Annotated in this window: 15 protein-coding genes; 10 read left to right on the plus strand and 5 right to left on the minus strand. The window is 58.8% G+C overall.

Translation table 11 applies throughout. From position 1 onward, the window contains the following. Positions 1 to 82 precede the first annotated feature (82 nt). From NA78x_RS06975 to NA78x_RS06985, 3 genes are read left to right on the plus strand one after another with little or no spacing between them, the layout of a single operon-like run. Positions 83 to 2,755 (plus strand): MGH1-like glycoside hydrolase domain-containing protein, encoded by a 2,673-nt coding sequence (locus NA78x_RS06975; protein WP_425617711.1) that lies wholly within the window; start codon positions 83 to 85, stop codon positions 2,753 to 2,755. Beyond that, positions 2,752 to 4,302: a GMC oxidoreductase gene (locus tag NA78x_RS06980; RefSeq protein WP_425617712.1), complete on the plus strand. Its 1,551-nt coding sequence runs from the start codon at positions 2,752 to 2,754 to the stop codon at positions 4,300 to 4,302. Before NA78x_RS06975 ends, NA78x_RS06980 begins: the two co-directional genes overlap by 4 nt. 44 nt (positions 4,303 to 4,346) lie before the next feature. Then, positions 4,347 to 5,114 carry an SDR family NAD(P)-dependent oxidoreductase gene (locus NA78x_RS06985; protein ID WP_425617713.1) on the plus strand — a complete coding sequence of 256 codons (768 nt, stop codon included), beginning with the start codon at positions 4,347 to 4,349 and terminating at the stop codon, positions 5,112 to 5,114. A 9-nt stretch (positions 5,115 to 5,123) separates the two neighbouring features. Here the strand turns inward: NA78x_RS06985 and NA78x_RS06990 are convergent, their stop codons facing one another. Next, entirely contained in the window at positions 5,124 to 5,507 is a 384-nt protein-coding gene (locus NA78x_RS06990; RefSeq protein WP_425617714.1) for a hypothetical protein, read from the minus strand. A gap of 239 nt (positions 5,508 to 5,746) precedes the next feature. On the opposite strand from NA78x_RS06990, the gene NA78x_RS06995 reads away from it, so the two are divergent. Then, positions 5,747 to 6,832, plus strand: coding sequence for a sialidase family protein (locus NA78x_RS06995; RefSeq protein WP_425617715.1), 1,086 nt, complete (start codon positions 5,747 to 5,749; stop codon positions 6,830 to 6,832). A gap of 15 nt (positions 6,833 to 6,847) precedes the next feature. Here the strand turns inward: NA78x_RS06995 and NA78x_RS07000 are convergent, their stop codons facing one another. From NA78x_RS07000 to NA78x_RS07010, 3 genes are read right to left on the minus strand one after another with little or no spacing between them, the layout of a single operon-like run. Continuing rightward, positions 6,848 to 7,963, minus strand: a complete 1,116-nt coding sequence (locus NA78x_RS07000; RefSeq protein WP_425617716.1) for a CPBP family intramembrane glutamic endopeptidase — start codon at positions 7,961 to 7,963, stop codon at positions 6,848 to 6,850. A 13-nt stretch (positions 7,964 to 7,976) separates the two neighbouring features. Further along, positions 7,977 to 8,606: a CDP-diacylglycerol--glycerol-3-phosphate 3-phosphatidyltransferase gene (gene pgsA, locus NA78x_RS07005; RefSeq protein ID WP_425617717.1), complete on the minus strand. Its 630-nt coding sequence runs from the start codon at positions 8,604 to 8,606 to the stop codon at positions 7,977 to 7,979. A gap of 11 nt (positions 8,607 to 8,617) precedes the next feature. Then, positions 8,618 to 9,655, minus strand: coding sequence for a Gfo/Idh/MocA family protein (locus tag NA78x_RS07010; RefSeq protein WP_425617718.1), 1,038 nt, complete (start codon positions 9,653 to 9,655; stop codon positions 8,618 to 8,620). Between the two features lie 141 nt (positions 9,656 to 9,796). Between NA78x_RS07010 and NA78x_RS07015 the strand changes: the two genes are divergently transcribed. The 3 genes from NA78x_RS07015 (at position 9,797) to NA78x_RS07025 (ending at position 13,663) form a co-directional block, all read left to right on the plus strand. Beyond that, positions 9,797 to 10,540 carry a HisA/HisF-related TIM barrel protein gene (locus tag NA78x_RS07015; protein ID WP_425617719.1) on the plus strand — a complete coding sequence of 248 codons (744 nt, stop codon included), beginning with the start codon at positions 9,797 to 9,799 and terminating at the stop codon, positions 10,538 to 10,540. A 200-nt stretch (positions 10,541 to 10,740) separates the two neighbouring features. Next, positions 10,741 to 12,336: a sodium:proton antiporter gene (locus NA78x_RS07020; protein ID WP_425617720.1), complete on the plus strand. Its 1,596-nt coding sequence runs from the start codon at positions 10,741 to 10,743 to the stop codon at positions 12,334 to 12,336. A 79-nt stretch (positions 12,337 to 12,415) separates the two neighbouring features. Further along, positions 12,416 to 13,663, plus strand: coding sequence for a TMEM43 family protein (locus tag NA78x_RS07025; protein WP_425617721.1), 1,248 nt, complete (start codon positions 12,416 to 12,418; stop codon positions 13,661 to 13,663). Here the strand turns inward: NA78x_RS07025 and NA78x_RS07030 are convergent. After that, positions 13,660 to 14,313 carry a methyltransferase family protein gene (locus tag NA78x_RS07030; protein ID WP_425617722.1) on the minus strand — a complete coding sequence of 218 codons (654 nt, stop codon included), beginning with the start codon at positions 14,311 to 14,313 and terminating at the stop codon, positions 13,660 to 13,662. The genes NA78x_RS07025 and NA78x_RS07030 overlap by 4 nt on opposite strands. 371 nt (positions 14,314 to 14,684) lie before the next feature. Between NA78x_RS07030 and NA78x_RS07035 the strand changes: the two genes are divergently transcribed. The 3 genes from NA78x_RS07035 to NA78x_RS07045 all read left to right on the plus strand — a co-directional run bounded on the left by NA78x_RS07035 (position 14,685) and on the right by NA78x_RS07045 (position 19,170). Continuing rightward, a complete protein-coding gene (locus tag NA78x_RS07035) occupies positions 14,685 to 15,797 on the plus strand; it encodes a GTP-binding protein (RefSeq protein ID WP_425617723.1) in 1,113 nt (370 codons plus the stop codon). 271 nt (positions 15,798 to 16,068) lie between these two features. Further along, the gene (locus NA78x_RS07040) at positions 16,069 to 18,384 is read left to right on the plus strand and encodes a hypothetical protein (protein ID WP_425617724.1); all 2,316 of its coding nucleotides are present in this window, start codon (positions 16,069 to 16,071) and stop codon (positions 18,382 to 18,384) included. Between the two features lie 633 nt (positions 18,385 to 19,017). Then, complete coding sequence (locus NA78x_RS07045) at positions 19,018 to 19,170, plus strand: helix-turn-helix domain-containing protein (protein ID WP_425619438.1); 153 nt, start codon at positions 19,018 to 19,020, stop codon at positions 19,168 to 19,170.

Genomic DNA, 19,170 nt, shown 5'->3' on the forward strand with positions numbered 1-19,170 from the left:
ACCATCTGGTCATGACTAGGAACGGTTCGGCGGGCCGCTAGAATGGCGACCGCACCATTAGTCTCTTGCAGCGGAGTGCCACTTGACCCCCGAGCAACAACGCCTGGCCGAACACGACGCCCAGACGACCAATTGGAAGCGTTGGGGACCCTACCTCAGCGAACGAGCGTGGGGCACTGTTCGCGAAGACTACAGCGCTAGCGGCGACTCTTGGGCCTACTTCTCGCACGACGATGCCCGCAGCCGGGCCTATCGCTGGAGCGAAGATGGCATCGGCGGCTTTTGCGATGACAAACAACACCTGTGTCTGGCGGTGGCCCTTTGGAACGAACACGATCCGATCCTGAAGGAGCGGATGTTCGGGCTGAGCAATCCGCAGGGGAATCACGGCGAGGACGTCAAAGAATACTACTTCTTTCTCGACGGCACGCCGACGCACTCGTACATGAAGATGGTGTACAAGTACCCGCAGGTGGCCTATCCCTACGAAGATCTGGTGAAGGTCAATGGTGAGCGGGGACCAGACCAACCTGAGTATGAACTGTTCGATGCGTTGCACGACACGTTTCTCGCGAACCGGTACTTCGACGTTTCCATTGAATACGCCAAGGCGAGCCCCGAAGATTTGCTTTGCCGAATCACGGTCATCAATCGCGGCCCCGAAGCTGCGCCGATTCATGTGTTGCCGCATCTCTGGTACCGCAACACCTGGTCGTGGAAGTTCAACGCCACTCGGCCCTCGATTCAAGCCACCGGACCAGCAGCAGCGACAACCTCGCACGAAGTGCTCGGCCAGCGCTGGTGGTATGTGCGCACTAGCGACAACCAGCAAGTGGAGTTGCTCTTCACCGAGAACGACTCGAACCTCGAACGGCTCGATCGCTATCCGAACGCTTCGCCGTATGTCAAAGATGGCATCCACGAAGCGGTGGTGAACAACAGACTGAACGCCGTCAACCATCAGCAAGGGAGCAAGCTGGCGGGACAGGCTCACGCAATGGTCCCCGCCGGTGGAACCTTCACGGTCGATGTTCGTTTGTCTGATGCGCCGGCGAGCGAGCCATTTGGTGACTTCGATCACTGCCTGACCACACGAGCTTCGGAAGCTGATGGCTTTCATGCCGCGGTGCAACCTGCGGGACTCGATGCCGAAGAACAGCGGATCATGCGGCAGGCTTTCGCGGGCTTACTCTGGTCGAAACAGTTCTATCACTACGATGTTTATCGCTGGTTGCGCGGCGACGAGACCGAGCCAACCCCGCCCGCCCAGCGCTGGCATGGTCGCAATACAAATTGGAAAGAACTGCACAACGCCGACGTCATGCTGATGCCCGACACCTGGGAATATCCCTGGTACGCGTCGTGGGATCTGTCCTTTCACTGCGTCGCGCTGGCCCGCATCGACTCGTCGTTCGCCAAGCAACAACTGCTGAACATGGGGCACGAGTGGTATCAACATGCCAGCGGGCAATATCCGGCCTATGAATGGAACTTCGACGACGTGAATCCCCCCGTCGTAGGCTGGGCAGCCTGGCGTATCTATCAAATCGAAAAAGAGCGGACAGGCGTTGGCGATTTGACGTTTCTGAAAGAGATTTTTCAGAACGAAATGCTCAACTTCAACTTTTGGATCAATCGCAAGGACAGCAGCGGGCGCGATATCTTTGGCGGTGGCTTCCTAGGGATGGACAACATTGGTTGCTTCGATCGCGATCAGCCACTGGCCGATGGCGCGCAGTTGGAGCAGAGCGACGGCACCAGTTGGATGGCGCTCTACTGCACCACGATGCTCTCGATGTCAACCGAACTCGCTCAGCACGAGCCCTTCTATCAGAACATGGCACTCAAATATTTCGAGCACTTCCTGTCGATTGCCCACGCCATGACCAATATGAATGGCGAAGGGATCAATCTATGGGATGACGAAGACCAGTTCTTCTACGATGTGGTCCATCTCACCAACGGCGAAAACATCCCGCTCAAGATTCACTCAATGGTGAGCCTGGTGCCGATCTTTGCGGTTCTCACCACACCTCGCTACCGTGCTCAAGGGCTCGATCTCTTTGCCGAACGGGCGGAGTGGTTTTTAAGGCACCGCCCTGACCTGCTGAAAAATGTTGCGCCGGTGAATGTGTTGGCCGAAAACAACACGCGACTGCTGGCGATCTTGACCAAAGAACGGCTCGCGGCGGTGCTGGGGCGGATGCTCGATCCGCAAGAGTTTCTCTCGGACTACGGCGTGCGGGCACTCTCGCGCTATCACCTCGATCATCCCTACGTGTTCCACGCTGGCGGGGAAGAACTGGTCGTAAAGTACGAACCAGCGGAATCGAAGAATCGCTTGTTTGGTGGCAATTCAAACTGGCGCGGGCCGATCTGGTTTCCCGTCAATTACATGCTCGTGCAAGCGCTGCAGGAATTTCACAAGCATTACGGCGACAGCTTTCAAGTCGAATGCCCGACCGGTTCCGGGCGGAAGTGCAATCTCGACGAAGTGGGAGCCGAACTCACGCGCCGGCTCGCGAGCATTTTTAAACGCGATGCGCGCAGTGGACGGCGCGCGGTCTTTGGCGGTAACGACTACTTTCAAAACGATCCGTATTGGCGCGACCACATTCCATTTCATGAGTATTTTCATGGCGACAATGGCGCGGGGTTAGGGGCCAGTCACCAAACAGGTTGGACGGCACTCATCGTCTCGCTGTTGTACGAGTACGCCGGTCGGATACCGCCAACATCCCAGGAGCCAGCATGACTGCCAGTTACGACGTCATCATCATCGGCAGCGGCGCAGGAGGCGGAACTCTCGCGCGGCACTTAGCGCCGTCGGGCAAAAATATCCTCGTGCTGGAGCGTGGCGACTATCTGCCGCGCGAACCCGAAAACTGGGATGCCTCCGCCGTCTTCATCGACAATCGTTATGTCTCCAAAGACACCTGGTACGACAAGACCGGCCGCGGCTTCCAGCCCGGCGTACACTATTACGTGGGCGGCGCGACCAAAATGTACGGCGCTGCGCTCTACCGTCTCCGCCAGCAAGACTTTGGTGAACTACGGCATTACGACGGTCTCTCGCCGGCTTGGCCCGTAAGCTACGAAGAGTTTGAGCCCTACTATTCGCAAGCGGAGCAACTCTATCAGGTGCATGGGGCCCGCGGCGAAGACCCCACCGAACCGCCCGCTAGCGCGCCGTACCCTTTTCCGGCAGTCTCGCACGAGCCACGCATTCAAAAGTTGGCCGACGATCTAGCGAGGGCCGGTTATCATCCGTTTCATTCACCCTGCGGCATCATGCTCAATGAAGCGAATCGCCCCTATAGCCCGTGCGTGCGCTGCATGGATTGCGATGGCTTTCCCTGCCTTGTGCACGCCAAGTCCGATGCAGAAGTCTTGGGTATTCGCCCGGCATTGACGCACTCCAATGTCACGTTGCTCACCAATGCGCACGTCTTGAAACTGGAAGCCAACGCCTCGGGAACTGCGGTCACTAAGGTGCTCGTCCAGCGAGAGGAGCAGACCGAGAGCTTTTCGGCGAGCATCGTCGTCATCTCTTGCGGCGCAGCAAACTCGGCCCGGTTGCTGTTGATGTCTGCCAATGACAAGCATCCACGCGGACTGGCGAATGGCTCCGACCAGGTCGGCCGTCATTACATGTTCCACAACAGCCAGGCGGTGCTGGCGATCTCGAAAGAGCCGAACCCCACGAAGTATCAGAAGACACTCGGACTGAACGACTTCTACTTCGGCATGCCGGGATTCGAGTTCCCCATGGGGAACATTCAAATGGTCGGCAAGTCTCAGGGGCCGATGTACCGCGGCGAAAAGCCGATCGAAACCATTCTCGCCCCGACCTGGACGCTCGACGAGATTGCCCTGCACGCCGTTGATTTCTGGCTCTCGACCGAAGATCTGCCGCGCCCCGAGAATCGCGTCACGATCGATCCGCAGGGAGCGATTCATCTCAACTACACACCCTCGAACCAGGTTCCCAAGCAGAAGCTCTACGAAAAGCTGAAGTCGATGCTTAACCAACTCGACATGCACGAGCATCTCATTCCTCGCAATTTGTATATGAAGAACGAGATCGACTTAGGTGGCGTTGCGCATCAGGCAGGGACGTGCCGCTTTGGTGACGATCCGCAGACTTCGGTGCTGGACCGAAACTGCAAGGCGCACGAACTCGATAACCTGTATGTCGTCGACACCAGCTTTTTCCCCAGCATCGGGGCCGTGAATCCAGCCCTTACGGCGATGGCCAATGCGCTGCGGGTGGGCGACCACTTGCTGCAGCGGTTGGGTTAGTCGAGCACTTACTTTCGAAATTTGTACCGATAGAAAGATCACCTATGAGTCTCGCAGGAAAAGTCGCCATCGTTACCGGCGGCAATAGTGGCATCGGCATGGCAATTGTCCTCGAGCTTGCTCGGCAAGGCGCGAAAATCGTGATCGACTACGTCGCGCATCCCGAAGCGACCGACGCCCTGGTGAAGCAGGTAGCTGCCCTCAACGATCAGGCCATCGGCGTCGAAGCGAATGTGAGCAAGGTTGCCGATCTACAAAAGCTGGTCGATACCGCCGTCAGCACGTTTGGCCGCCTCGATATCATGGTCAACAACGCGGGCGTCGAAACTCGTACTTCGATTCTCGATACCACCGAAGAGCAGTACGAGAAGGTGCTGGAGATCAATCTCAAGAGCGCGTTCTTCGGTACGCAACTGGCCGCCAAACAAATGATCAAGCAGGGCGATGGGGGCCGGATTATCAACATCACGTCGGTGCATGAAGATTGGCCCATGCCCGGCAACACGGCCTATTGCCTGTCGAAGGGAGGGATGCGCATGCTCACGCGAACCGCGGGCGTCGAGCTTGCTCCGCACAATGTGCTGGTCGTGGGTGTTGGCCCCGGCGCGGTCGCCACGCCCATCAATCTCGGCACGATGAACGATCCCAAGCTCCTGGCGAAGCTGGACAATGCGATTCCCATTGGGCGCATGGCCCAGCCTGCAGAGATCGCCAATGTGGTCGCCTTTCTCGCGGGTCCGGGCGCGAGTTACCTAACGGCAACTACCATTTTCGCCGATGGTGGCATCATGCAGAGCAGCCCGGGACTGTAGCGGCCGTCGCTAAGGTTTCGTAGAAGACGCGGCAGTGATCGAAGGCTTGATAGGCAAGATAATCAGAATCGCCGCCGCTACTCCCGCGCCGAGGACCACGAACTTGCGAATCTCGGCCGAGCCGATCACGAAGTTTGCTGCTAGATCCTGGTACAGGTCATAACCGAACCACAGCAGCACCAGCGCGATGCCGAGCCCGCCCACGATCCGTCCGGCCAGTACCAAGTTCAATCCCGCCAGCAGCACACCAGCCAGCACGATGCCTCCCATCACCAACCCAAAGTAGAGGCCATTTTGTCCGGCGGGGGTGGAGAGAAAGCGGATCAATCCGCTGCCAATCACTACCACTCCAAACAGCCCAAGTGCCAGGGCAATGCGTTTGCTGCCAGTCATAAATGTTACTTTCCTCACAGGGAGGTTCAATCACGAAACGAAGAAGCGAGAGAGACGGGCCTCTGGCATGACCCGCGCCAATGCAGGGAATCTACACCAAGTTGCGGGCTCTTACACTGCCGGCTGACGACGAGACAGGAATCGTCCACGCTACATTCTCGGAGCGCTACGCATTATATTCCGGGGCAGCGACTGTCTCTCTCGGTCGTGTCCCGCGAAGCCCACGAAGGAATCTGCTCATGCGTGCGTCAGGAATGTTCTGTCTGCTTGGCTCTCTATTCGCCGCACCTTTCCTGGCGGTGCTGACCGTCGCGCAGGAGGCTGCTTCGCCGGGGGTGGTGAAGGCGGAGTTGATTTATGAGCAACCTCAGCATCCCCAGTGCCACGCGTCGACCATTGAAGAAACGAAGCAAGGCCTGGTCGCGGCCTGGTTCGGCGGCACTCGCGAAGGAGCCGCCGATGTGGGCGTTTGGGTTGCGCGACAAACCAAGGAAGGCTGGACCACGCCGGTTGAAGTGGCTACCGGCAAGCAAACCGATGGGAAGCAACATCCCTGCTGGAATCCGGTGCTGTTTCAAATGCCAGACGGCGACAAAGCTGGCCAGCTGTTGCTGTTCTACAAAGTGGGACCAAAACCCAATAACTGGTGGGGTATGCTCGTTCGCAGCGACGATGCCGGCCAGACCTGGAGCCAGCCCGAACGTCTGCCTGATGGCATCATGGGCCCCGTGAAGAACAAGCCAATCCTGTTGAAGGACGGCACTCTTCTTTGTGGCAGCAGCACCGAGCACGCCGGCTGGCAAGTGCAGATGGAGTGGACCAAAGACGCCGGCAAGACCTGGGAAAGAACAGAACCGCTCTGCGATGGCAAAACGCAGCACGCCATTCAACCGACAGTGCTACGAACCGCAAACGGCCTGCAGATTCTGTGTCGCACGCGCACCCCGGGAAAGATTCTCGAAGCCAGTTCGAGCGACAATGGTCGTACTTGGTCCAAGCTGGAGCCTATCGAACTCGTTAATCCGAACAGTGGTATCGACGGCGTCACGCTCCGCGATGGTCGCCAGTTGCTCGTTTACAACCATACGCTCAAGGGCCGCAGCCCGCTGAACGTCGCCATCTCCAACAAAGACAACACCTGGCAAGCCGCCGCGGTGCTGGAAACGAACCCCGGCGAGTATTCTTACCCCGCCGTCATCCAAACGGCCGATGGTCTCGTTCACATCACCTACACCTGGAAACGCCAGCGGGTGAAGCATGTCGTTCTCGATCCGGCCAAGCTGGAACTACAGCCCATCGTGGATGGTGCCTGGCCGAAGAGTTAGATCCCGGTCGAAAAACTAGACCTCGACTGGCCCGAAGAATGTCTGAATGAGCAGACCGACCATTGTCTGACCGTTGAGCAGAAAGTGAGCGATGATTCCGGGCCAGAGCCGATGTGTTCGTTGATAGACGTAGCCAAGTGCGGCGCCAAAGATCAGCAGGGGAATCCACGCGGGGCCTTGAGAGTAGTGCAGCAACGAAAAAACAGATGCGCTAATGGCAATCGACAGCCAACTGGTGCGGTTGGTTGCTTCAGCGGTGGTGTTGCCAGCAAGCACAGCGGCTTCATAGGCAACGGGCGCTGCGTAAGGGTTGGCATGCTCATCGGCAATGAAGACCACTTCGCCTTCCGTGCTTGATGCCGCGATGACCGGTGATGACTCGGCTCTAGAGCCTAGCAGAATCGATTTGTCCGTCGCTTGTCGCGAGAAGATTTTGTCGAGCCAGCCTTGCAGCAGGCCGCGAAAGACGAACTCTTCGAAGAGGGGAGCCATGACGACGGCGGAGAGGATGGCTAATGCGAAGAAGGGAATGTCCTTCGACTTGGCTAGTTCGATGAGCTCATGTTCGTATTTCCAGCCCACGACATTTACCAGCACGAACTGCAGCAGCATCATCGGCAGGAAAGCGGCCAGGAAAGCTCCGGTGCCGATCTGCCAATCGGCACGCCAGTGCCGGAGCGAGAGCCCCCAATCATCGAGCGTTGGTCGCAGGCGAAACGTGATGAGAGCGAAGGTCAGGACGGCAGTGATTGCTTTGATCGCACTATCGAGCGACACGAGTTGGCGAGCTTCGGGCAGCGTCAGCTTCTTGAGAGCATCAATGCGGCGCGGCTTGGCAGTCGTCTGTTCTTCTGTCTGTTTTGCGTCGCCCCTCTCCACCGGCGAGGACGCAACGACGGGCGGTTGAGCCGGGCGGGCGATCGTAAAAATGGCACTGGCAAAGAAACTGCTTAGCACCAAGATGGCAAAAGCCAGGAACAGGTCGGCCAAGCCCCAGGGGACGAGCCGGCGAGGTTGAAACTCGACGATGGTCTGGCCACGCGACAGCCTCAGTGCCAGCCAAGTCCACATGACGATGCTGCCGGCGAAAAACGTCAGCACGAGCGAGCCGTATAGCATCACCAGAGACATCGCAGCCGCCTTCTTAGTTCATCTTGCGGGCAGCGATGAAAACATACTCAAGACCTGAGTAAATGGTGATCGCAATCGAGCCCCAGACCGCAGCGGGCAGAGTGATCCTCAGCCAATCGGGCAGGACCGTGGTATTGGTCTGTGCCATGTGCCGCAGCGCGATCAGGCTGGCAACCACGGCCACGCACTGGACCACCATCTTCACTTTGCCGGCCCATTTGGCCGAGAAGTCGCCACCGCTTCCTTCGATGACCGAGCGCAGCGCGGTCACGAGCAGCTCGCGCCCCATTACGACGGTTGCCATCCAGGCGGTGATGCCGGAATTCGCTTCCGCTGCCAGAAAGATGTAGGTGCCGCAGATGATGATCTTGTCGACAAAGGGATCGAGCACTCGGCCCAGCTTGGTCACCTGACCATACTTGCGCGCCCAGTAACCATCCATCCAGTCGGTGCTGGCGGCAACCACAAACACAATCAAGGCAGCCGTGTATTGCTGCAGCGGGATGAGGACGAAGACCGCGATCGCCAGAATCAGCCGAACCATCGTGATGATGTTCGGCACGTTCCAGATATCGTTTTCGGTGCCGCGCGCGGTGATGGAATTGAGTTGTGCGGCAGCGGGCTGCTTCTTTTTTGTGGACATGGTTATTGCTTCTAAGGTGAGTCGCTCTTGGGCGGGTTCACCGGTACTCGCTTGCCCGTGTAGTAGCTTTCCCTGGCGGCGATCACGACCGACAGTGCGCGGTAGGCATCTTCCAGGTCGTTCACTTTGCGAATCAAGCTGGTCACGCCCCGATAAAATTGCATCAGCAAGTGCTCGCCGACCGGACGTTCGCTATCGAGCGATTCTAAGTGCCGACCTGCTTCATCGAACCAAGTAAGCGACGACGGCAGGTCGATAAACGCCATGCCCCGTTCGCAGCAAACTTGCAGCGCGGCGGGGGGCCGAAACGAAACAGCTTCGGGCCACGATGATGGCATGTAGCGACCACAGCTGATTTGCGCGACAGGGCCGACGCCAATTTCTCCCGCAGGGGAGAAATCGAGACTCATCATTTGATAGTCGTCGCCGTCAGGCTGGCCAGTAAGACTATGGCGGATGCCCATGACCGAGGTGGGTTCCAGACCGGCGACATAGCGGCACCAGTCTACCTGCTCGATCATTTCTCGCTGCATGGTTGGGCAATTGCGAGTTGATCGGCGGCCGTGACCGGCTGGTTCGACCGAGGAACGTCGATGACAAAACAGCAGGCGAGGCTTGCCGAGGCGAGTGGCAATCAGTTCTTTGAGGCGAATGGTGGCCGGAGCCAGCCGGCGCGGAAACTCGGCCATGAAGGCGATGCCCGCTTCTTCGACCCGCTTCTTCAGCATCGCTGCTTCGTCAGGCGTATCGATGTCGAGCGCTGCGCCGCAGTAGACGCTTTTGCCGTAGTCGCAAGCTGCGAGGATGGGCATCGGGCCATACCACTGCGGCGATAGAATCAGGACGACGTCGATATCACTTCGCGCACAGAGGGCCCGGAAGCCATCCATCTCTTCGGCGCGAAAGTCCTTGGCTGCTTGCTCGGCCAGGTGTGCCACTTCGCAGCAGATGGCTTTGATCTCAAAGCGGTCGGAGAGTGCACGCAAGGCGTGCCGGTGCCGACTTTCCCAGGCATCTCCCAAACCCACGATCCCTGCTCGCAGTTTCATGCTCGATCGTCAGCCTGGTTTTACCTCGGTTGTGTTTCCTGCGCGGCCGCCGTCGGCAAGCTCAAAGCGCAGGGATTAGTATAGTGGGAAATGTAGCGTTTGTCTTGCTCGCTTTCCCCGATGTTGCCCAGGAAGTCTCCGGTGCGCGTGATTCCGGTCATCGATTTGAAGGACGGACTTGTGGTTCGCGGAGTTGGCGGCCGGCGCGACGATTATCGGCCAATCACCAGCCAACTGACGGCTTCGCAGCATCCGGGCGCGGTCGCGACGGCCCTGCAAAAAACCTTCGGGTTTGCCGAGATTTATGTGGCCGATCTCGATGCCATCATGCTCGACTTGCCAGATATCACGGCTTGGCACGAAATCGCCGAAACGGGCTTTTCGCTGCTGCTGGATGCCGGTGTCAGTAACATCGAGCAAGCTCAATCCATCTGGCAAGTACTGGCCAAGTTGCCCGGAGAAAATTCGCGACTGGTGATTGGTCTCGAATCGTGGCAACGCTTGGCCGAGTTGCGCTCGTTCGCACGTCATAGTGATTGGGAGCCAGAACGGATTGTCTTCAGCCTTGACCTGAAGCAGGGGCAGCCGATCACGCCCGATCCGGAATGGAAACAAGCCTCGCCCATTGAGATTGCCGATGAAGTGGTTGCAGCGGGCATCAACAGCCTGATCGTTCTCGATCTGGCCGATGTGGGCAGCGGACAGGGAATCTCGACACTTCCGCTCGTGAAAGTATTGCGGGACCGCTTTCCGCACCTCGAGGTAATTGCTGGGGGAGGAGTGCAGGGAAAATCAGACTTGCTCAAACTGTCTACCGCTGGTGGATCTGCCGCGCTGGTTGCTTCCGCCTTGCACGACGGTCGGCTGACCTCTGCAGACCTGTGACCTCTGCAGACCTGATTGACTCCTGAACGATGCCCAAGATGACATTTTCGACAGACGGCCGGCAACCTACTTGAACGGCACCCCTGATCGACCCTTTCCCAGTGTTTTTCGGGAAGTTACGATAGGGCCTCACTCTCCGGCTTGCTGCCGCCATTGGCCAGCGATTCTGCTACCTCGTATTTAATCTGATGCACCTTTCGATGATTAACCTGTCTGTGAAGTCAGTCGCCCTGTGGGCTCCATTGGCGTTCTTTACTATCGGTAGCTTGCTCGTCCTTCCCGGTGTGCTTGCCGCTCAAGAAGCCGCGGCAACAGCGCCCCCTGCGGCAACTGCCCAGAGTGAGCCTACGACCGATGCAGCGACCAAAGAAGAACACGCCCATGCTGACGGCCATCAAGGGCATGACGCTGCCGAACATGCCGCCCACAGCGCGATGGGCAACCAATTACATCCCATCTCGGTCCTTCCTTTCGGTTTGCTGTTGCTATGCATTGCCGTCTTTCCGCTGGTGAATCCGCACTGGTGGGAACACAACTCCAACAAGGCAATCATCGTGGCCGCATTGTCGATTCCGCTCGCGGCCTATCTCGTGTACGCCTTCGGCAACGCAGGAGTACACGAGATCGCCGAGAAGCTGCACGAGTACGTTTCGTTCATGATTCTGCTCGCGGCTCTGTACGTCATTAGTGGCGGCATCTACATCAAAGGTTCGCTCAACGGAACTCCCCTCGCAAATACGCTGCTGCTGCTGATCGGCGCGCTGCTGGCCAGCTTCATCGGCACGACGGGCGCTTCGGTGCTGCTCATTCGTCCCCTGTTGCGAGCCAATCGCACCCGCAAACGCGTGGCCCATGTGGTCGTGTTCTTCATCTTCATCGTCTCGAACTGCGGCGGTCTGCTAACCCCGCTCGGCGATCCGCCCCTCTTCATGGGCTTTTTGAAAGGCGTCCCATTCGAATGGACGTTGGTTCAGTTGTGGCCGCATTGGCTGATGGTCAACATCATCCTACTGGTCGTCTTCAACATCTGGGATCAGGTCGTCTTCGCCAAAGAAGAGAAAGAACGAGCCGGCTCGCAGTTGGAAGAGGTGATGAAGCATGAGCCAATCGGCATGGAAGGCGGACTCAATATATTGTTCTTGCTGGGCATCGTGGCGATCATCTACTCCTCGGGCAACTTCAGCTTCCTCGGACAAAAGCCTTGGCCAATCGGCGTGGCCGAAGGCATGATGGCCGGCCTGGCCATCTGTGCCTATCTGACGACCAGCAAAGAGAATCGCCTCAAGAACCGGTTCACGTTCGGCCCCATCATCGAAGTTGCCGTGCTGTTCATCGGCATCTTCATCACGATGGCTCCGGCGCTGCAAATTCTCAATGCCTGGGGGCGACCAATCGGCGGTCGCGAACTGTTTGGCATGAAGCTGACCATGCACGAAACCTGGCAGTACTTTTGGGTCACCGGGTTGCTCTCCAGCTTTCTGGATAACGCCCCCACCTACATGACCATGGCCGCTACCGCCTGCGGCACCAACAATATCGAGGTGACGGGCGCTGCTTACTTGAAGACGTTTTTGGATACCGAAGGCGAGAAAGCCATTCGTCTGCTCGCCGCCATTTCCTGCGGCGCGGTCTTCATGGGCGCGAACACCTACATCGGCAACGGCCCGAACTTCATGGTCAAAGCCATTGCCGAAGAAAACAACGTGCGGATGCCGAGTTTCTTCGGCTACATGGTCTACAGCGGGGTGGTCCTCATTCCCGTCTTCGTTCTGGTCACCTTCGTGTTCTTCCGTTGATTTGCAAGAATCTCTTTTAGCCAGCGAATAGTTTTCCGCCCAAGATGACTGGGGCGAATTCCCTCCCGGAGAGCCTCGCATGTCGAACGACTCGGTATCGGTCACCAGCAACAGTTCCTTCGGCTCGCGCATCACCGGTGCCTTGATGGGCGTGCTGATTGGTCCGGTCGCGCTCCTCGCGGGCAGTGGATTGCTGGCCTGGAACGAAGGGCGAACGGTCAAGGTCGCTCAAAGTCTCGACGAAGGTGAGAAGCAGGTCATCTCGGTTCCGGCTGACAAAGTTGATCCAGCCAACAACGGCAAGCTGGTGTATGTGACCGGCGAGACTGCCGTTGCCGAAACGCTGCGTGACGACGAGTTAGGCATTGCCGACCCAGCGATCAAGCTGCGCCGCGTCGTCGAGATGTATCAATGGACCGAGAAGAAAGAGAGCAAGCGTCGCAACAATCGAACCGTCACCACCTACGACTACACGAAGAAATGGACCGAGGGCGTCAAAGGTTCAGCCGGCTTTCACCAAGAAAGCGGGCACGAAAACCCGGACTACGCGCCACTCCACTCGCACGACGAAGTGGCCGACAAAGTCACCCTCGGCGCCTTTACTCTTGATACGCTGCAAGTCGCAATGACGGACAACTCCGACAATCGCTCGCCTCGACCGATTAGTGACGAAGAGTTCGCCGCCATCCCCGAGGAGATCCGCCGCGAAGCAGAGCACCGCAGCGGGAGCGTCTATCTACCCGTCGGCAAGTGGCTGCCCCACGCACCGAAGGATCGCATCAACAACAGCTTCACTCCTGCCGCAGCCAGTGGCAGCGAACCTCAAGTCGGCGACGTGCGCATCACCTACACCGTCGTGAAGCCCGGCCCGACGACCGTGGTGGCCAAGCAAACAGGCACCGGCTTTGAGCCCTTCAATACCAAGGCTGGCCGCCCCGTCAATCTGCTCCGGACCAAGACCTTGCCCCCGCACGAGATGTTCGAAATGGCTCGGGCAGACAACACGGTCATGGCGTGGGCGCTGCGCGGCGGTGGCCTGGTGATCCTCTTCGTCGGCTTCATGCTGCTAATGGGACCACTCAACATTCTCAGCGAGTGGATTCCCGTCTTGGGTAGCCTGGTCAGCGGCGGCACATTCCTGATTGCCTTGGCGGGCAGCATCATGCTCGGCTCGATCGTCATTGCCTCAGCCTGGCTCTACTATCACCCGGTCCTGGCGATTGGCATCGTCTTGGTCGCGGTCTTGTTGGCAGGTTCTTTGTGGTTCCTGTTTCGTCGCAAACCCCAGCCCATTCAGCATTCGAGCGGGCTGGAGATTGTGCGTTAAGCCGTCGCTGCGTACCAGATCCAAATCGCGAACAAGCCTACCGCGGAAGCCAACACCGCCTGATACTCGCGGTTCGACGACCACTGCTTCAGCGAGAAGCCCGCCAGCGATGGCCACGCAGTGAACTGCGGCACAAACCGCGGTGTGGCGGTTTCATACGCCTTCCAGTCGTGCGGAAAAATGCGAGCCAGGAAGCGTTCTTCTTGACGTACCTTGTTCAGGTACATCGCCAGAATCGGACCTAGCACGATCCATGTGGCCAGCCAATCTCGCAGCAAAATGCTGAAGCCCAGCATCATCAAAAACGAACCGATGTAGAGCGGGTTGCGCACCATTCCATACGGCCCGCTCGTGGTGATTTCGTCCGCCTTGTGCAACGTGCCCGCGGCCCACGAGCGAATGAGCAAGCCCATCAACACCAGTGCTTCGCCGGCCAGTGTGCCCCAGTCGAGCAAATTCAGCACATTGCAGGGGCGAGACTGCCATAGCACCACGTCGCTGACAATGAGCGCCGTGAAGACGACGAACGTCACGCCCATTCGCCGCTTCGTGGCAATCTGCATGGCCGAGTGCAGCGACCGCCGCACCACTCGCTGCCACGAAGGGGCGGAAACAACATCGGTAACCGGTGCCGTAGCAGAGTTCATCATGGCAGGCTTTCACTTGAACCGCGGGAGGAAAAGCGGACAGGAAAATATGCTCGCCGCGGCCCAAACCAGGGGTGGCTCAGTGCGGCGGGATGTATCTCAAGTACTCGGATTGCCGGCAAGTTCAATATTCACTTGCCTTGATGTTTTCAGCTGCCGATGAATGGCCAGTTCGCTGATCTTGGTTTATCTTCGGCACCGCACAAATCGAGCGATCAGCCTGTTTTGGCAACCGGTGCAGCTTGCCTCAGCGATTTGCTATGCCCTCCCTTCAGGTCGTTGTTGAAGCCCGTCACCCCACCTAAAATCCAACATTCATGCAACTGTTGTGATCTGCACGACCCTCCCACTTTGCCCGCCTTGCTGGAAGAACCATGTCGAACTCGATCCGCTTCATCATGCTCGGGGGCTTTCTCGGAGCTGGCAAAACCACGGCTATTGGTCGTCTGGCCCGGCACTATCAAAATCAAGGGCTGAAGGTTGGCATCGTCACCAACGATCAGGCGACCGATCTCGTCGACACTCAAAGCTTGCGCGCTCAAGGTTTTGATGTCGGCGAAGTTCCCGGCTCGTGCTTCTGTTGCAACTTTAACGCTCTCACCAAAACCGTCGCGGACCTCAGTGCCGACCAGCGACCCGATGTCATCCTGGCCGAACCTGTCGGCAGTTGCACCGACTTGGTTGCGACCGTCGTTCGCCCGCTCCAGCAGTTGTTTGCCGCTCAGTTCGAGGTGGCTCCTTACGGCGTGTTACTCAAACCCAGTCACGGCGGCCGCATCTTGCGCAACGACGCTCGCGCTGGCTTCTCTCCCCAGGCCGCTTACATTTTTCGCAAGCAGTTGGAAGAAGCCGATTTCATCGTCCTCAACCGCGTCGACCAACTCTCGCCAGCCGAAGTCGATGACCTCACCAAACTCCTCCACGATGCTTACCCCGGAACTCCCGTGCTGCAAACCTCCGCTCAAACCGGCGCAGGTTTCGAAGCACTCGTTCAACTGCTCGATCAGCGTGGCCGGTTTGGCCAGCGGAAACTCGAACTCGATTACGACATCTACGCTGCTGGCGAAGCCGAACTCGGCTGGCTCAACTGCAGCTTGCATGTCTCCTCCGCCCAACCGCTCGACCTCGATCAACTGCTGCTCGACATCGTCACCACACTCGAACAAGCCTTCCGCGAACTCAACGTCGAAACCGCTCATCTCAAAACCATCGGGCTGTCCGAAGGCGTGTACGCGGTCGCAAATCTCGTCAGCAGTTTCTCGCCCGCCGAGCTTTCCCTCCCCTCGAATGCCAAAGTAAGAACCTCGCAAATCATTGTCAACGCTCGCGTGGCCACCTTGCCCGACGTCCTCCAACAGCAAGTAACCGCCGCCCTCGAACGCGTCTGCCAGCAACACGGTGCTACCTTACAAATCGGCCAAACCCAGTCCTTTCAACCCGGCCGCCCCGTTCCCACCCACCGCCTCGAACCATCCTCCTCCTCTTAACTCCCTCTCCTCTGTACTCAGGGGAGAGGGCCGGGGTGAGGGGCCCGCCCCTCTGTCGATCCTCCACCCCACCAGCTTCTAACCACCCACAATCTCTTCCTCTCTCCCAACTTTCCCTTCAGTTTCCCTCCCACTCTGCCGACGATTGGTCTTTCGCCTCCCCAGCCGTTTTGCTAATTACCGCCAGCTGCCAGGCTTTGCACGCTCTGCGCCCATTGGTGAGGCGCAGGTCTTCAACTCGCGAAGCGGCACTTTCGGCGAGGCGATTGCCATGAACCGCGTCTGGGGAATGCTCCGTTGGGTTCGTGAAAAAGTGAATATCAAGCTGGCCCTGGTCACGCTCGTGATCGGGACGGGCATGTTCACGGCCTATCAGTGCTACGCCCGGTTCGGCGCGAAGCAGCCTCTGCCGGAGCCCAAAAAAGTCATCACCGGCGGCGGTGCGCCCCTGCCCGATGGCACACAGCTCGCCTCGGCCGAGTCCCCCATTTACGATCCCAATGCCCCCGCCCAGCCGGCTGCCGAGCCTCCGGGGCCAGCGCCGTTTGCGTTCAATTCGGGTGCCTTCAACCAACCTCCGCCTGCCCCGCCCGGCGACAATGCCGCGCCGGCCTACGGTGCAGACTCTGCTCCTCCCGCGCAAATGGCGCCCTATCAGCCGATTGTGGCCAACGACGGACCACCGGCCGAAGGCGAGGCTCAGCCGCTCGCCGAAGGCGCTCCGCTCGAAGGCGGACCGGCCCCAGGTCAGCCTGCACCGTTCAATGGCTTTGCAGCCGATTCGAGTGGCGGCGTGCCGCCGAATCCGATTCGCAGCGGTGCCTCGTTGACCGACGAAGTTCCCGCCGAGAACCCACCGGCCGAAGAACCGCCGGTCGAAGTTCCCCAGCAGCTCAACACGCAGCCTTCTGCTGCTGACTACGCCAATCGTTTCAACAGTGCCCCGTCCGAACCCGTTCCGACCCGTTCGAACCCGCAGCCCTTCCGCTCGAACGGTCTGCAAGCCGCGCCGCTCGCTGCGGCCCCGGTCAACCTCGCTCCCGAAGCGGCCATCGCCAATCCGTATGCTCAACCAGAGCCACCGCCCGAAGCTAGCCCGCGCACCCTGGGTGGCTTTGCCGCCAACTCGCCCGGTTCGAGCCCTGTGGCTTCGCCCCGCGATGCCCTCAGCCGCTCGGAAGCGACCGGCCAAGGCACGCCTGGCGAACGCCACTTCGAAGGTGCCCAAACTCCGGCCCTCACGCTGGAAAAAGTTGCTCCCGCCGAGATTCAAGTCGGCAAGCTCGCCACCTTCGAACTCCACGTGAAGAACGTCGGCCAAATCGCCGCCCAGAATGTCATCGTCACCGATCACATTCCCAGGGGAACGCAACTCGTCGAAGCCAAGCCTCAATTTCAACGCGCCTCCGATGGTTCGCTCATCTGGCCGCTTGGCACCATGCAAGCCGGTGACGAGCGAGTCATTCAACTGCAAGTGATGCCGCAAACCGAAGGCGAAATCGGCAGCGTGGCTCAAGTCTCGTTCGCTGCCACTGCGACTGCTCGCTCGGTTTGCACGCGACCACTTCTCACCATCGAACACTCGGCGCCCGAGAAACTGCTGATCGGCGAAACCCTCAGCATGACCATCACCGTCAGCAATCCGGGCACGGGTGCCGCGACGGGCATCATTGTCGAAGAGGATGTTCCGCAAGGACTCTCGCACGCTTCGGGTAACGAACTCGAATACGAAATCGGCACGCTGCGCCCCGGCGAATCGAAGCGCATGGAACTCACACTGCGAGCCGATAAGGCCGGCATCATCAAAAACACGATCGTCGTCCGCGGCGATGCCAATCTGTCCGCTCAGCATCAAATCAACATCGAAGTCGTCGCCCCGCAACTGCAGGTCGGCATCGTCGGCCCGAAGAAGCGATTTCTCGAACGACCAGCCACCTACACCGTTTCGGTCAGCAATCCCGGCACCGCTGCGGCCCGCGATGTCGAACTCGTCGCCTACCTGCCGCGCGGTATGAAGTTCGTCGAAACCGACTCGCAAGGCACCTACGATCCGCAGCAACATGCGGTCTTCTGGAGCCTGCAGGAACTTCCCGCCACCAAGGCCGGTAACGTCCAACTGACCGCCATGCCCCAGGAAGTCGGCGATCAAAAACTGCGTATCGAAGGGCGAGCCGATCTCGGTCTGAACACCTCCTTCGAACAAGTCGTCAACGTCGACGCAGCTTCGGAACTCGTCCACACCATCGCCGATCTTTCCGACCCGGTCGAAGTCGGCAGCGACACCACGTATGAGGTGCGCGTGATCAACAAGGGAACCAAGTCGGCGACCAACATCCGCATCGCGGCCACCTTGCCACCAGAACTGAAGGCTCTCTCGGGCGAAGGACCGACCCGCGCCGCCAACGATGGCTCGCGCGTCATCTTCGAACCCCTCGCCCGGCTCAATCCCGGCGAAGAAGCTATCTTCCGCATTCAAGCCAATGCCCAAAAAGCCGGCGACCACATCCTCCGCGTTCAGATCAGCAGCAATGAATGGCCCACCCCAGTCACCCGCGAAGAAAGCACCCGCGTCTACCTCGATCGCTAACGATCGCGAATGAAATTACTTCTCCGCTTTGAACCAATCTCGGTGACTGGAGTTCGCCGCCAGGAGCGCGCTGATTTTGTCGGACGTCAGCGCGGCCCCTTTCCTACTTCCCGCCACCGGGCCTCTCTTCCTTCCGCCCCCGCCCCTGCGGCGGGGGGTTATTGGCTTTTGCACTACCGCGTGCCAACATCGCCCGACCCGCTCGCGAGCCCTCCCTGCCTTCCACTCCGCAATCCGCACTCCCCATTCCCCACTTCCTCAAAAGCTCTCCTCCACCGTCTGCACGGGAAACTTACTCGGCGGCGGCTCGATCCAGTTCGTTGGCACCAGCCGACGAAAGCCCTCGGCCTCTTGCACTAACCTGCCTGAATCTCTGATGGTATTCGGGCACATATGAGCAGGGAAAGTTAGCGATGGACTTGCCTCACGGGGCACAATCTCAGGAGGAATCACGTTGATTCGCTGACTGGCACTCTCTGCCGGTCAAAAAAGACGGGGCCGCAACTGTTATCAGCAGCAGCGACCCCTGCCACTCCAAGTCCTGGATTAGAGGAACTTGAAATGATTGCTCCATTGTCGGCTGAGGGGATTCATGCGTCTATCGGGAATGCGACCGGGGAACGATTACTGAAGATGAGGGAAGTGGTCGCATTGACCAACTGCCACCCGAACACGATTCGACGGGCAACGGAATCTGGTGTTCTTCCTTGCTTCAAATTACCCAGCGGTGCCCGCAGATTCTCCAATCGGCAAGTTCTTAAGTGGCTAGGTGAAGACACCAGGTGA

Origin of the sequence: Anatilimnocola aquadivae, assembly GCF_049819085.1 — a bacterium.
Lineage (GTDB): Bacteria > Planctomycetota > Planctomycetia > Pirellulales > Pirellulaceae > Anatilimnocola.

What these genes read in the sequence shown, in the direction of transcription:
- NA78x_RS07040 (WP_425617724.1), top strand. Translation starts at nt 16,069, where the DNA reads ATGAACCGCGTCTGGGGAATGCTCCGTTGGGTTCGTGAAAAAGTGAAT.
- NA78x_RS07025 (WP_425617721.1), top strand. Translation starts at nt 12,416, where the DNA reads ATGTCGAACGACTCGGTATCGGTCACCAGCAACAGTTCCTTCGGCTCG.
- NA78x_RS07020 (WP_425617720.1), top strand. Translation starts at nt 10,741, where the DNA reads ATGATTAACCTGTCTGTGAAGTCAGTCGCCCTGTGGGCTCCATTGGCG.
- NA78x_RS07045 (WP_425619438.1), top strand. Translation starts at nt 19,018, where the DNA reads ATGAGGGAAGTGGTCGCATTGACCAACTGCCACCCGAACACGATTCGA.
- NA78x_RS07035 (WP_425617723.1), top strand. Translation starts at nt 14,685, where the DNA reads ATGTCGAACTCGATCCGCTTCATCATGCTCGGGGGCTTTCTCGGAGCT.
- NA78x_RS06995 (WP_425617715.1), top strand. Translation starts at nt 5,747, where the DNA reads ATGCGTGCGTCAGGAATGTTCTGTCTGCTTGGCTCTCTATTCGCCGCA.
- NA78x_RS06980 (WP_425617712.1), top strand. Translation starts at nt 2,752, where the DNA reads ATGACTGCCAGTTACGACGTCATCATCATCGGCAGCGGCGCAGGAGGC.
- NA78x_RS07030 (WP_425617722.1), bottom strand. Translation starts at nt 14,313, where the DNA reads ATGATGAACTCTGCTACGGCACCGGTTACCGATGTTGTTTCCGCCCCT.
- NA78x_RS07000 (WP_425617716.1), bottom strand. Translation starts at nt 7,963, where the DNA reads ATGTCTCTGGTGATGCTATACGGCTCGCTCGTGCTGACGTTTTTCGCC.
- NA78x_RS06990 (WP_425617714.1), bottom strand. Translation starts at nt 5,507, where the DNA reads ATGACTGGCAGCAAACGCATTGCCCTGGCACTTGGGCTGTTTGGAGTG.
- pgsA (WP_425617717.1), bottom strand. Translation starts at nt 8,606, where the DNA reads ATGTCCACAAAAAAGAAGCAGCCCGCTGCCGCACAACTCAATTCCATC.
- NA78x_RS07010 (WP_425617718.1), bottom strand. Translation starts at nt 9,655, where the DNA reads ATGAAACTGCGAGCAGGGATCGTGGGTTTGGGAGATGCCTGGGAAAGT.
- NA78x_RS06985 (WP_425617713.1), top strand. Translation starts at nt 4,347, where the DNA reads ATGAGTCTCGCAGGAAAAGTCGCCATCGTTACCGGCGGCAATAGTGGC.